This window comes from Pseudomonas sp. TZ252 (assembly GCF_056110345.1).
Map to the genome: position 1 here is coordinate 1,712,770 of NZ_CM148566.1, position 13,511 is coordinate 1,726,280.

Consider the following 13,511-nt stretch of genomic DNA (forward strand, 5'->3'; position numbering starts at 1 on the left):
CAAGACTTGTGCCAGCGCCGTCAGGCCCGGGCGGCCAGGAGGTCGTGCCGCGGCAATGCACTGCGACGGTGCGCGACCGCAGGCAAGGTTGCAGCCGCGCACGCTTTGCGGGCGGCAGGGCCGCCCCGGCGATCAGCGCGGGATGTTCGGCTGGCGCGACTTCTTCTTGCCCTTGGCGAAGGCCGTCGCCTTGTTCTGCTGGCCCTTGCTCCACGGCTTGCCGCCGTCGCTGGCGCGTGGCGGCAGGCCGGTATGCTGGGTCAGCAGCTTGCCGGCCTTCTTGCTGCCGGCCGGCGTCGAGTTCTTCCGCCGGGCGCTCTGGTATTCGCCGGTATCCGGCTGGTAGGTCGGGACCAGGTGGTGCTTGCCATTGCCGATCAGGTCGGCGCGCCCCATCCGCTCCAGCGCCTCGCGCAGCAGCGGCCAGCCTTTCGGGTCGTGGTAGCGCAGGAAGGCCTTGTGCAGGCGCCGCTGCTGGTCGCTCTTGACGATGGTCACGCCATCGCTCTTGTAGGTGACCTTGCGCAGCGGGTTCTTGCCCGAGTGATACATAGCGGTGGCAGTGGCCATCGGCGAAGGATAGAACGCCTGGACCTGGTCGGCGCGGAAGCCGTTGCGCTTGAGCCACAGGGCCAGGTTCATCATGTCTTCGTCGGTGGTCCCGGGATGGGCGGCGATGAAGTACGGGATCAGATACTGCTCCTTGCCGGCTTCCTTCGAGAACTTCTCGAACATCTGCTTGAAGCGGTCGTAGGTGCCGATCCCCGGCTTCATCATCTTGTCCAGCGGACCGCGCTCGGTGTGCTCCGGGGCGATCTTCAGGTAGCCGCCGACGTGGTGGGTCACCAGTTCCTTGACGTACTCGGGCGACTCGACGGCGAGGTCGTAGCGCAGGCCGGAGGCGATCAGGATCTTCTTCACCCCCGGCAGCGCCCGGGCCTTGCGGTACAGCTCGATCAGCGAGCTGTGGTCGGTATCGAGGTTCTCGCAGATGCCGGGGAACACGCAGGATGGCTTGCGGCAGTGCCGCTCGATGTCCGGGCTCTTGCAGGCGATGCGGTACATGTTCGCCGTCGGTCCGCCAAGGTCGGAGACCACGCCGGTGAAGCCGGGCACCTTGTCGCGCATCTCCTCGATCTCGCGGATGATCGAGTCGTGCGAGCGGTTCTGGATGATCCGTCCCTCATGCTCGGTGATCGAGCAGAAGGTGCAGCCGCCGAAGCAGCCACGCATGATGTTCACCGAGAAGCGGATCATCTCGTAGGCGGGAATCTTCGCCTTGCCGTAGGCCGGGTGCGGCACGCGGGCATAGGGCATGCCGAACACGTAGTCCATTTCCTCGGTGCTCATCGGAATGGGCGGCGGGTTGAACCAGACATCCACTTCGCCGTGCTTCTGCACCAGGGCACGGGCGTTGCCCGGGTTGGTCTCCAGGTGCAGCACGCGGTTGGCGTGGGCATAGAGCACCGGGTCGTTGCGCACCTTCTCGAAAGACGGCAGGCGGATCACGGTCTTCTCCCGGGTCAGCCTGGGGTTCGCCAGCAACTGCACGACCTTGGCTTCCTGCGGGTCCTCCTGCGCGCCCTTTTCCTGCTCGATGGCGCAGGCGGCGGTGTCCTGGGTGTTCACGTAGGGATTGATGATCTTGTCGATCTTGCCCGGCCGGTCGATCCGCGTGGAATCGATCTCGAACCAGCCCTCCGGGGTGTCGCGACGGACGAAGGCGGTGCCGCGCACGTCGGTGATCGCGCTCACCAGTTCGCCCTGGGCCAGGCGCTGGGCGATTTCCACCACCGCACGCTCGGCGTTGCCGTAGAGCAGGATGTCGGCCGTGGCGTCCATCAGGATCGAGCGGCGGACCTTGTCCTGCCAGTAGTCGTAATGGGCGATGCGCCGCAACGAGGCCTCGATCCCGCCGAGGATCACCGGCACATGGCTGTAGGCCTCCTTGCAGCGCTGGCTGTAGACCAGGCTGGCGCGGTCCGGGCGCTTGCCGGCCAGGCCGCCGGGGGTGTAGGCGTCGTCGGAACGGACCTTCTTGTCCGCGGTGTAGCGGTTGATCATCGAGTCCATGTTGCCGGCCGCCACGCCGAAGAACAGGTTCGGCTCGCCGAGCTTCATGAAGTCGTCCTTCGACTGCCAGTCCGGCTGGGCGATGATGCCGACGCGGAACCCCTGGGCCTCCAGCAGGCGGCCGATGATGGCCATGCCGAAGGACGGGTGGTCGACGTAGGCATCGCCGGTGACGATGATGATGTCGCAGGAGTCCCAGCCGAGCTGATCCATCTCTTCTCTACTCATAGGCAGGAAGGGCGCCGGACCGAAACACTCGGCCCAGTACTTGGGATAGTCGAACAGCGGCTTGGCGGCTTGCATCACGGGCACCAGGGGGTATCTCTAGGAATGGGGGGTCGCGAAAACGCGGGGCGCGGAATATAGCACAAAAAATGAGCAATTCCGACGTTTTCACTGGGTATTGCCTGTCGTCGGCCGGCTTCGAAAAAATGCCATCATTTAGCCATCTTGTTTCTATACTCCATTCATCGTCATCTCACCCGGCCTCTAAGGCAGGCCCCCGGGAGAGTCATCGTGCGCCATCCTCTTGCCCTGCTCGCGGTCATCTTCCTGCTACTGGCCAGCGCCGTTTCGCGCGCCGCGCCGGAGTTTCCGGCGCCTCCGGCCAGCGGCGCCTGGTTGAACGGCTCGCTGGACCTGCTCGAAGACCCCGATGGCAACCTGGCGGTGGAGGACCTCGAACAAGCGGAGCAGGCCGGCCGCTTCGTCGCCGCCGCCGGCCGCACCAGCGTCGGCCTCAGCCGCAGCGCCTGGTGGCTGCGCCTCGACCTGCCGAGACGCGAGGCGGTATCCGGCGGCTGGTGGCTGGAAGTCGCCAGCGCCAGCCTGCACGACCTGCGCCTGTACCTCCCCGACGAGCGCGGCGGGTTCCGTGAACATCGCAGCGGCGAAGCGGTGCCCTTCGCCGAGGGCCGCGACCACGCCTATCGTCATCCGCTGTTCCGGATCCCTCCCGGCGATGGGCCGTTGCGCGTCTACCTGCGCAGCTACGATCCCGGCGGCAACACCTTTCCGCTGAGGCTCTGGAGCCACGACGAACTGCTGGAATACCGCAGCCAGGGCAACCTGCTGTTCGGCATGGCCTACGGGCTGATCCTCGCCCTGCTGCTGTACAACCTGTTCCTCTTCACCAGCCTGCGCGATCGTGCCTATTTCTGGTACGTGCTGACCGCTGCCAGCGCGCTGGTGCTGACCCTGAGCATCAGCGGCCATGGTTTCGAGTATTTCTGGCCCGAGCGGGCGGTGCCCTGGTGGCTTGACCGCCTGGCGCTGCTGGCGATCTGGGGCATCTGCGTGATCCGCTTCAGCCAGAACCTGCTGCAAAGCCGGCAGCACGCACGCTGGGCCCATCACCTGCTGAACGCCTGTTGCCTGCTGTTCCTTGCCTGCCTGGCGTTCAACGCCGCCGGCTGGCGCTGGCAGGCGGCCGGCGTGCTGGCGCTGACCCTGCTGGCCAACCTGCCGATCGCCATCGGCCTGGCAGTGCAGCGCTGGCGCCAGGGTTCGGCCACGGCGCGCCTGTACCTGGTCGGCTTCGGCCTGGTGCTCGGCAGCGTCAGCCTTGGCGTGATGCGCGCCACCGCGCTGGTCCAGCCGACCTCGGCCAACGCCATGGTCTTCCCGCTGGCGCTGACCCTGGAGGCCCTGCTGTTCTCCCTGGCGCTCGCCTCGCGCATCCAGGATCTGAAGCAGGAAAGGGCCCTGGCCCTGGACCAGGCCGACCAGGAAAAGAACGCGCGCCTGGCCCTGCTGCACAGCGCCCAGCGCGACCTGGCACGCGCCGTGGAAGTCCGTACCAACGAGTTGAGCGAGGCCAATCGCCAGTTGCAGATGCGCGAAGCGCAACTGCAGTACGCCGCCCATCACGACCCGCTGACCGGGCTTGGCAACCGCAGGCACCTGATGGAGTTCGCCGAAAGCGCCCTGGACGACGCGCGCCGCCACGGCAACAGCATGGCGCTGCTGCTGATCGACCTGGATCACTTCAAGCCGATCAACGATACCCATGGCCACGATGCCGGCGACTTCGTCCTGCAGAACGTGGCCCAGCGGCTGCGCCATTGCGTGCGCACCGAGGATTGCGTGGCGCGCCTCGGCGGCGACGAATTCGCCGTGCTGGTCGGCGGGTCGAATGCCGAGCAGCATGCCCGCGACATCGCCGAACGCCTGCTGCGAGAACTGGCGAAACCGGTGGAGTTCGCCAAGCAGTGGCTGGTGATCACACCGAGCATCGGCGTCGCCCTGTTTCCCGGCGACGCCCTGCAGTTCGGCAAACTCTACAAGGCCGCCGACCAGGCGCTGTACCGGGTCAAGGGCGCCGGGCGCGCCGGCTATGCGATGGCTGCCGACGATGAACGCGAGACCGCGCCGGCGCTCCCCTGGCCGACCGCCCTGGCACCGGAGCGTATCTCCTGAATCAGTGGCTGTAGCGTCGCGGAACCCGAGCCGTGACCTTGCTCAGAAGCTCGTAGCCAAGGGTGCCGCAGGCACGGGCGACCTCGTCCACCGACAACCCGGCGCCCCACAACTCCACCGGGTCGCCAACGCGAGCCTCCGGCAGGTCGGAGAGGTCGACCGCCAGCATGTCCATCGAGACCCGCCCGGCCAGGGTCGCGCGGCGTCCCCCGACCAGTACCGGAGTCCCGGCTGGCGCGGTACGCGGATAGCCGTCGGCGTAGCCGCAACTGACCGTGCCGATCCGCGCCGGCCGCTCGGCGATCCAGGTGGCGCCGTAGCCGACGCTCTCGCCCACGGCCACCTCGCGCAGTGAAATCAACTGCGCGCCCAGGCTCATGGCCGGCCTCAGGCCCAGTTCGGCGGCGCTCAGGTCGGCCAGCGGGGTCGACCCGTAGAGCATGATTCCCGGCCGCAGCCAGTCCATGTGGGCGGCCGGGATAGTCAGCACCGCCGCCGAATTGGCCAGGCTGCGCTGGTCGAAATCCAGGTCGAGCAGGCCGAGGAAACTCTCCAGCTGCTGCTCGGTGAGCGGATGGTTGCGTTCGTCGGCGCAGGCGAAATGGCTGATCAGGTTCAGCTCGCGCACACCAGGATGGTTGCGCAGGCGCGCATGCCAGGCGCGCAGCGCGGCAGGATCGAAGCCCAGGCGGTGCATGCCGGAGTCGAGCTTGAGCCAGACGTTGAGTGGAATATCCAGGCCGGCGGCGAGGAACGCCTCGCCCTGTTCCGCGCCCTGGATCACCAGGTCCAGGCGCAATTGCCCGGCGAGGGCGTATTCGCTCGCCTCGAAGCAGCCTTCCAGCAACAGGATGCGCGCGCTGGCGTGCAAGGCGCGGACTTCCGCGGCCTCCTCCAGGCAGGCCACGGCGAAGCCATCGGCATCGTCGTGCAACGCGGTAACCACTTCGCGCGCACCGTGGCCATAGGCGTTCGCCTTGACCACCGCGAACGCCTGGCGCTGCGGCGCGCAGCGCTTGGCCAGGGCATAGTTGTGGCGAATGGCGGAAAGGTCGACGGTGGCAACGAGGGGACGCATGGCATCGGGTCCTGCAACTGAAACGGGTGCCTATGGTAAGGCGCCCGCCGGGCAAGACCCAAGCCGGGTCATTCGTCCTCGAAGTTGTACATGCCGGCGGCAAGGTTCTCGAAGCGCGTGTATTTGCCGATGAAGGCCAGGCGCACCGTACCGATCGGACCGTTACGCTGCTTGCCGATGATGATTTCGGCGACGCCCTTGAACTCGGTCTCCGGGTGGTACACCTCGTCGCGGTAGACGAACATGATCACGTCGGCGTCCTGCTCGATCGCCCCGGATTCGCGCAAGTCGGAGTTCACCGGGCGCTTGTTGGGTCGCTGCTCCAGGGAGCGGTTGAGCTGCGACAGGGCAATCACCGGGCAGTTGAATTCCTTCGCCAGGGCCTTCAGCGAGCGGGAAATCTCGGAAATCTCGTTGGTCCGGTTGTCGCCGCTGGAGCCGGGTATCTGCATCAGTTGCAGGTAGTCGATCATGATCAGCGCCAGGTCGCCGTGCTCGCGCACCAGGCGACGGGTCCGCGCGCGCATTTCCGAGGGACTGATGCCAGCGGTATCGTCGATGAACAGCTTCTTGTCGTTGAGCAGGTTGATCGCCGAAGTCAGGCGCGGCCAGTCCTCGTCGTCGAGCTTGCCGGAACGCACCTTGGTCTGGTCGATACGCCCGAGCGACGAGAGCATACGCATCACGATCGAGTCGGAGGGCATCTCCAGGGAGTACACCAACACGGCCTTGTCGGTGCGCATCACCGCGTTCTCGACCAGGTTCATGGCGAAGGTGGTCTTACCCATCGACGGACGCCCGGCGACGATGATCAGGTCGGCCGGCTGCAGGCCGCTGGTCTTCTCGTCGAGGTCGGTGAAACCGGTGGACACCCCGGTCAGCGCCTCGGTGGTGTTGAACAGGTAGTCGATGCGGTCGATGGTCTTGACCAGGATATCGCTGATCCCTACCGGCCCGCCGGTCTTCGGTCGCGCTTCGGCGATCTCGAAGATCTTCCGCTCGGCCTCGTCGAGGATCTCGTTGGCGCCGCGCCCTTCCGGGTGGAAGGCGCTGTCGGCGATCTCGTTGCTGATGCCGATCAGTTGGCGCAGGGTGGCGCGCTCGCGGATGATCTGCGCGTAGGCCTTGATGTTGGCGACCGAGGGAATGTTCTTCGCCAGTTCGCCGAGATAGGCCAGGCCGCCGACCTGGGCCAGTTGTCCTTCCTTCTCCAACTGCTCGGAGAGGGTCACCACGTCGATCGGCTGGTTGGCCTCGGCCAGCTTGTAGATGGCGCGGAAGATCAGGCGATGGTCATGGCGGTAGAAATCGCCGTCGGACACCGAATCCGACACACGCTCCCAGGCGTTGTTGTCCAGCATCAGGCCACCCAGCACGGCCTGCTCGGCCTCGATCGAGTGCGGCGGCACCTTCAGGGCTGTGGTTTCCAGGTCGTATTGCTCGGGGCTGGTGATCTCGTTCATAGACTCGACGCAAGAAAAAGGAACAGCGGAAAAAACAACGGGCACGGTGCCGTTGCCGGTACCGTGCCCGATGTTAGCGGACTGCCGCGGACACGCATATGCCCGCCCAGCCCTACCGATCGGATCGCTTACTCAGCGACGATGATCAGCTTCAGAGTGGTTTCCACGTCGGTGTGCAGGTGCACGGCGACGTCGAACTCACCGGTGTTGCGCAGCGCGCCGTTGGGCAGGCGAACTTCGGCTTTTTCCAGCGGGTAACCGGCAGCGGAAACGGCTTCGGCGATGTCGCGGGTGCCGATCGAACCGAACAGCTTGCCTTCGTCGCCAGCGTGGGCGCCGAGGGTTACCACCAGCTCGGAGAGCTGGGCAGCACGGGCTTCGGCAGCGGCCTTCTTCTCGGCGGCAGCCTTTTCCAGCTCGGCGCGGCGTGCTTCGAACGCAGCGACGTTCTCGGCGGTGGCGACGGTGGCCTTGCCCTGCGGCAGCAGGAAGTTACGGGCGTAACCGCCCTTGATGTTCACCTTGTCGCCCAGGTTGCCCAGGTTGGCGACTTTTTCCAGCAGGATGACTTCCATTTGAGTCTTACCTCTTAACTTTTAACCTTCACCGTTCGTGGAACCCTGGCGCCGGGCCAGGCGTCCACGAAAATCAAACAGACTGTCGACAACCGCCAAAAGACAGATCAGGTTCCCCAGCAGCAATACAGCCAGGTACAGGCCCACCAGCCAACCACCCGCGAGGCGCTTCAGGGCGATCAGGCCATGCCCGAGCGCCACGCCGGCGATGATCAGCGGCACGCTGCACAACGGACCGAGCACCGCGGCCTGCACTTCCAGCGCCGGGACCACGACGGCCCCCAGCAGCAGGATCACGGCAACCGCCGGCGCCAGCCGCAAACTCCGGAATTCGCGGCCGAAGCCGCCCGGGTTGTACAGCGAAGCCTGCCAGTACCGCGCGAGCATCAGGCAGAGCAGGCAGGTCACCTGCAGCGAGGAAGCCATGACCCCGGTCAGGGTCGGCACCAGCGCCACCTGCAACTTGTCCAGCTCTTCGCCCGACAGCTGGGACTCCCCGCGAAGCTGGGTCAGGACCTTGGTGACTTCCGTCGCCAGGGCGCCGATCAGCTCGCTGGAGGTATGCCCCAGCACCAGCGCGAATACCACGCCAACTGCAACACTGCCCAGCAGCACATGGCTCCAGGACGTGCTGGCGCGCAGGATCTGCGCCAGCGTCAGGGTACCGAGCAGGACCAGAAGGATGCTCGGATCGCCCAGGTACCACCAGAACATCGCCGGTAGCACCGCCCAGGCCAGGACGCCGAAGGCGTCGCCGAATCCGCGCCGCAGCAGCACCAGGCTACCGGCGGCGGCACTCAGCCAGAACAACAGTGGAACAACCGCGGAGCCTGCCACGGCGAGCGTGGCCTGCATGCGGCCGCGCATGGTGAACTCAGCCAGTGCGCGCATGCGATCTATCCCTTACCAGCGTTCGACTGCCCGATCTCAACGGCCGTGGCTGTCGGTGTAAGGAAGCAGGGCCAGGTAGCGGGCGCGCTTGATAGCGGTCGCCAGCTGACGCTGGTACTTGGCCTTGGTGCCGGTGATACGGCTCGGAACGATCTTGCCGGTTTCGGAAACGTAGGCCTTCAGGGTGTTGAGATCCTTGTAATCGATCTCTTTCACGCCTTCGGCGGTGAAGCGGCAGAACTTACGACGACGGAAGAAACGTGCCATGTGATTGGCTCCTCAATACTGGTCCGGAATTACTCGTCAGCGTTATCGCTATCGCTGTTGTCGTCGCCATCGGCGCCTTCAGCGTTATCGTTCGGACGCTCACGACGCTCGCGACGCTCGTTGCGGCTTTCTTCAGCCTTGAGCATCTCGGACTGCTCGGTGACAGCTTCGTCGCGACGCATGACCAGGTTACGGATCACGGCATCGTTGTAACGGAAGTTGTCTTCCAGCTCAGCCAGGGCCTTGGCGCTGCACTCGACGTTCATCAGAACGTAGTGGGCCTTGTGCACGTTGTTGATGGCGTAGGCCAGCTGACGACGGCCCCAGTCTTCCAGACGGTGGATCTTGCCGCCGTCTTCTTCGATGGCCTTGGTGTAACGCTCGACCATGCCACCGACTTGTTCGCTCTGGTCCGGGTGAACCAGGAACACGATTTCGTAATGACGCATAAATGCTCCTTACGGGTTGCAGCCTGCCGCAGAACGGTCAGGCAAGGAGTGAATGTTTTCTTGGCTTGCCTGGTGGAGAGGCGAACGAACGCCTGCCCGCGCGGCAAGGGGCGACATTCTAGAGAAGGGCAACCGGCGAAGCAAGGAAGATTGGCGAATATTTGTACAGCGGATGGAATGGCGCGGGGCCGCGCCGCGGCGGCCCCGCACGCGCTCACTCCAGCGGGGTGCGCTGGCGGAGGATCTCGAACAGGCAGACACCGGTGGCGACCGAGACGTTCAGGCTGCTGACGCTGCCGGCCATCGGCAACCTGGCGAGGAAGTCGCAGTGCTCGCGGGTCAGCCGGCGCATGCCCTTGCCTTCCGCGCCCATCACCAGCACGGTCGGCCCCTTGAGGTCGAGCTGGTAGAGGGTCTTGTCCGCCTCGCCAGCGGTGCCGACCACCCACAGGCCGCGCTGCTGGAGCTTTTCCAGGGTACGCGCGAGGTTGGTCACCGCCACCAGCGGGATCACCTCGGCGGCGCCGCAAGCGACCTTGCGCACGGTGGCGTTGAGGGTCGCGGACTTGTCCTTGGGCACGATCACCGCCTGCACCCCCGCCGCATCGGCGGTACGCAGGCAGGCGCCGAGGTTGTGCGGATCGGTGACGCCATCCAGGGCCAGCAGGAGCGGCACGCCCTCGCTCCGCTCGAGCAGTTCCTCGAGCATGTTTTCGCCCCAGACCTGGCTGGGGCTGACTTCCGCGACCACGCCCTGGTGGACGCCTTCCGCCCACTCGTCGAGTTCGCGCCGATCGCGCTGCCCTACCGGAATACGGAACCCGGCGGCCAGCTCGGTGAGCACCTGGACCCGCGGATCATGCCGCCCCTCGGCCAGCCACAACTGCTTGACCCGCTTCGGGTGATGACGCAACAACGCTTCCACGGCATGCACGCCGTAGACCTTTTCCCACTGACTCATGACTTGGCCTTACGTTTGCGCGCCCCGGTGGCGGCCGGAGCGTTGTCGGCCTTCGGCTTGGAAGGCCCCTTGCGATGCTTGGTCGGCTTGCCCGGCTTGGCGGCAGCGGCGGGCTTGCCGTCCTTGGCCTTGCCCTTCGCGCTCTTGCCCGCAGGAACGACCTTGCCCTTCTTCCCGCCCTTGTCCTTGCCGCCGACACGCGCCTCGGCGAGCAGCGCCTGCTTCACCTCGCGACTCTTGCGCACGTCGGTGTTGCCGAGCATCTCCGCGGCCTGCGCCAGCAGCTCCGGCGCGACCGGCGGCAGCGCCTGCACCTTGCCGGCCTTGCGCCGCGGCACCACCGCGGCGTCGGGACTGGCCAGCGCCGGCTCCAGGTCGACCTCGGGCACGGATGCGCCCTTGCGCCCCTTCGGCGCCTTGCCGGCGTTCGCCGACTTGTCGCCGTTGCGCTTCTTGCGTCCGATCGGCGCGCTCAGCACGTTTCCGGCCAGCTCGAAATCGATCTTCCGCTCGTCCAGGTCGACCCGCGCCACAACCACTTCCGTGGTGTCGCCGAGACGGAAGCTGCGCCCGGTGCGTTCGCCGCTGAGGCGATGGTGCACGGCGTCGAAATGATAGTAGTCGCCGGGCAGCGCGGTCACATGGACCAGGCCTTCGACGAAGATGTCGGTCAGCTCGACGAACAGACCGAAACCGGTGACCGCAGTGATTACGCCAGGGAAGGTCTCGCCGACCCGCTCGCGCATGTATTCGCACTTCAGCCAGTTGGTCACGTCGCGGGTGGCCTCGTCGGCACGCCGCTCGGTCATCGAGCACTGCTCGCCCAACTGGTCCAGGCGCAATTCGTCGTACGGATAGATACGCGCCTTGGGCATGCTCGCCGCGCCGGCCCGCTGCACGTGCGGAGTCTCCGCCTTGGAGCGGATCACACTGCGGATCGCACGATGCACCAGCAGGTCCGGGTAGCGCCGGATCGGCGAGGTGAAGTGGGTGTAGGCGTCGTAGTTGAGGCCGAAGTGGCCATTGTTGTCCGGGCTGTACACCGCCTGGCTGAGCGAACGCAGCATGACCGTCTGGATCAGGCGGAAGTCGGCGCGGTCGTGGATCTTCTCCAGCAACTCCTGGTAGTCGCCCGGGGTCGGCGCGGCCTTGCCGCGGCCGAGGCTCAACCCCAGCTCGCCGAGGAACTGGCGCAGGTTGTTGAGTTTCTCCTGCGGCGGGCCGTCATGCACCCGGTACAACGCCGGGATGGCGTGCTTCTGCAGGAAGCGTGCGGTCGCCACGTTGGCGCAGAGCATGCACTCTTCGATCAGGCGGTGCGCATCGTTGCGCTGGGTCGGGCGGATTTCCGAGATCTTCCGGTCGGCGCCGAAGACGATGCGGGTTTCCTGGGTCTCGAAATCGATCGCGCCGCGGACATGGCGGCCGGCCAGCAGCGCTTTATACAACGCATACAGCTGCTGCAGGTGCGGCACCACGCCGGGCAACTGCTGGCGCAGGTTCTCGGCCTCGACGCTGTCGGGATGCTCGAGCAACTGGCTGACCTTGGTGTAGGTCAGGCGGGCATGGGAGTGGATCACCGCTTCGTAGAACTGGTAGCCGGTCAGCTTGCCAGCCTTGGACAGGGTCATCTCGCAGACCATGGCCAGCCGGTCGACCAGCGGATTCAGCGAGCAGAGACCATTGGACAGCACCTCCGGCAGCATCGGGATCACCCGCTCGGGGAAATACACCGAGTTGCCGCGCCTGGCCGCCTCTTCGTCCAGCGCCGAACCGACCTTCACGTAGTGCGAGACATCGGCGATCGCCACGAACAGGCGCCAGCCGCCGCCGCGCTTGGCCTCGGCGTACACCGCGTCGTCGAAGTCGCGGGCATCCTCGCCGTCGATGGTGACGAAGGGCACCTGGCGCAGGTCGATACGCTTTTCCTTGTCCTTCTCCGCCACTTCCGGCTTGAGCTTGGCCGCTTCCTTCTCCACCGCGGCCGGCCAGACGTGGGGGATATCGTAGCTGCGCAGGGCGACTTCGATCTCCATCCCCGGCGCCATGTAGTCGCCGAGCACCTCGACGATCTCGCCCTGGGCCTGGCGGTGGATGCTCGGCCATTGCTCGATGCGCACCTGGACGAACTGGTTGTGCCTGGCCTTGCCGGCCTTGCCCGGCGGGATCAGGACTTCCTGCTGGATCTTCGGGTTGTCCGCGACCACCACGCCGATGCCGCTTTCCTCGAAGTAGCGGCCGACCACGATCTCGTGGGCCCGCTCGATCACCTCGACCAGCTGGCCTTCGCGGCGTCCGCGCCGGTCATGGCCGGACACCCGGGCCAGGGCGCGGTCGCCGTCGAACACCAGGCGCATCTGGGTGGGACTGAGGAACAGGTCGTCGCTGCCATCGTCGGGGATCAGGAAGCCGAAGCCGTCGCGGTGCCCGCTGATGCGGCCGCGGATCAGGTCCAGCTTGTCCACCGGCGCATAGGCGCCACGACGCGTATAGATAAGCTGCCCGTCGCGCTCCATGGCGCGCAGGCGACGACGCAAGGCCTCTTCCGGCTCCTCGCCGGCGAGCCCGAACTCGTCGAGCAACTGGGAGCGAGTCGCCGGAGCGCCCCGCTCGGATAGGTGAGCCAGGATCAGTTCCCGGCTGGGGATGGGGTTTTCGTACTTTTCCGCTTCGCGAGCGGCCTCGGGATCGAGGTTTTGCCAATCGGCCATTAGAGGTAGGTCACCTTTTCTTCTTTAGCGTTTGCTGCCATTGCTCTATTGAAGCGCGAAAACGCTTCGTCGGTCAGCTTCGGCAACAGAATAATTTTTATCGCATCAGGGGTTTACAAGCAGAATACGTACTCGTATAGTTCGCGCCCACAACGTTGCTGAGACGTTGTAACACGGAAACGATGAGCGATCATCGACTCCAGTGCCCAGGTGGCGGAATTGGTAGACGCACTAGGTTCAGGTCCTAGCGGTGGCAACACCGTGGAAGTTCGAGTCTTCTCCTGGGCACCATATTTCAGACAAAGCCGGTCATTAGACCGTTTTTGTTTCAGCAGTTCAGCCACTACCAGGCATTGAAACTGCGACAAGGTTTGCAACACCCAAGTCGATGAGCGATCATCGCACAATGCTGAAAAGCATGCCCAGGTGGCGGAATTGGTAGACGCACTAGGTTCAGGTCCTAGCGGTGGCAACACCGTGGAAGTTCGAGTCTTCTCCTGGGCACCATCTTCAAGACAAACAGCCGAGCATCGCTCGGCTTTTTGTTGTCCGCGATTTTCCCTTCGAGCCACGCCACCCTCCCCCGCTCACCGCGGCGCCGACCCCGGAAATGAAAACGGGCCGC

Annotated in this window: 10 protein-coding genes and 2 tRNA genes; 3 read left to right on the forward strand and 9 right to left on the reverse strand. The window is 65.5% G+C overall.

What is annotated here, in order from left to right; genetic code table 11:
• Window positions 1-132: 132 nt before the first annotated feature.
• A complete protein-coding gene (locus ACYAF3_RS07960) occupies window positions 133-2,376 on the reverse strand; it encodes a YgiQ family radical SAM protein (RefSeq protein WP_003100007.1) in 2,244 nt (747 codons plus the stop codon).
• A 213-nt stretch (window positions 2,377-2,589) separates the two neighbouring features.
• Between ACYAF3_RS07960 and ACYAF3_RS07965 the strand changes: the two genes are divergently transcribed.
• Window positions 2,590-4,491, forward strand: coding sequence for a diguanylate cyclase (locus tag ACYAF3_RS07965; RefSeq protein ID WP_057392677.1), 1,902 nt, complete (start codon window positions 2,590-2,592; stop codon window positions 4,489-4,491).
• A 1-nt stretch (window position 4,492) separates the two neighbouring features.
• Here ACYAF3_RS07965 and alr read toward each other — a convergent pair whose 3' ends face one another.
• From alr to rnr, 8 genes are all read right to left on the reverse strand, one after another.
• Window positions 4,493-5,569: an alanine racemase gene (gene alr / locus ACYAF3_RS07970; RefSeq protein WP_003100010.1), complete on the reverse strand. Its 1,077-nt coding sequence runs from the start codon at window positions 5,567-5,569 to the stop codon at window positions 4,493-4,495.
• Window positions 5,570-5,637: 68 nt separating this feature from the next.
• Complete coding sequence (gene dnaB, locus ACYAF3_RS07975; protein WP_003100012.1) at window positions 5,638-7,032, reverse strand: replicative DNA helicase; 1,395 nt, start codon at window positions 7,030-7,032, stop codon at window positions 5,638-5,640.
• 128 nt (window positions 7,033-7,160) lie between these two features.
• Window positions 7,161-7,607 carry a 50S ribosomal protein L9 gene (gene rplI / locus ACYAF3_RS07980; RefSeq protein ID WP_003095627.1) on the reverse strand — a complete coding sequence of 149 codons (447 nt, stop codon included), beginning with the start codon at window positions 7,605-7,607 and terminating at the stop codon, window positions 7,161-7,163.
• A gap of 21 nt (window positions 7,608-7,628) precedes the next feature.
• Entirely contained in the window at window positions 7,629-8,498 is an 870-nt protein-coding gene (locus tag ACYAF3_RS07985; protein ID WP_003095630.1) for a hypothetical protein, read from the reverse strand.
• 36 nt (window positions 8,499-8,534) lie between these two features.
• Window positions 8,535-8,765 (reverse strand): 30S ribosomal protein S18, encoded by a 231-nt coding sequence (rpsR, locus tag ACYAF3_RS07990; RefSeq protein WP_003095634.1) that lies wholly within the window; start codon window positions 8,763-8,765, stop codon window positions 8,535-8,537.
• Between the two features lie 29 nt (window positions 8,766-8,794).
• Complete coding sequence (gene rpsF, locus ACYAF3_RS07995) at window positions 8,795-9,214, reverse strand: 30S ribosomal protein S6 (RefSeq protein ID WP_003095636.1); 420 nt, start codon at window positions 9,212-9,214, stop codon at window positions 8,795-8,797.
• A gap of 214 nt (window positions 9,215-9,428) precedes the next feature.
• Window positions 9,429-10,175 carry a 23S rRNA (guanosine(2251)-2'-O)-methyltransferase RlmB gene (gene rlmB, locus ACYAF3_RS08000; RefSeq protein ID WP_003095638.1) on the reverse strand — a complete coding sequence of 249 codons (747 nt, stop codon included), beginning with the start codon at window positions 10,173-10,175 and terminating at the stop codon, window positions 9,429-9,431.
• A complete protein-coding gene (rnr, locus tag ACYAF3_RS08005) occupies window positions 10,172-12,886 on the reverse strand; it encodes a ribonuclease R (RefSeq protein WP_003100016.1) in 2,715 nt (904 codons plus the stop codon). The genes rlmB and rnr overlap by 4 nt, the downstream gene beginning before the upstream one ends.
• A gap of 204 nt (window positions 12,887-13,090) precedes the next feature.
• On the opposite strand from rnr, the gene ACYAF3_RS08010 reads away from it, so the two are divergent.
• Both ACYAF3_RS08010 and ACYAF3_RS08015 read left to right on the forward strand, forming a co-directional pair.
• Window positions 13,091-13,177 (forward strand) — tRNA-Leu (locus tag ACYAF3_RS08010).
• Between the two features lie 129 nt (window positions 13,178-13,306).
• A tRNA-Leu gene (locus tag ACYAF3_RS08015) sits at window positions 13,307-13,393 on the forward strand.
• Window positions 13,394-13,511: the final 118 nt, after the last annotated feature.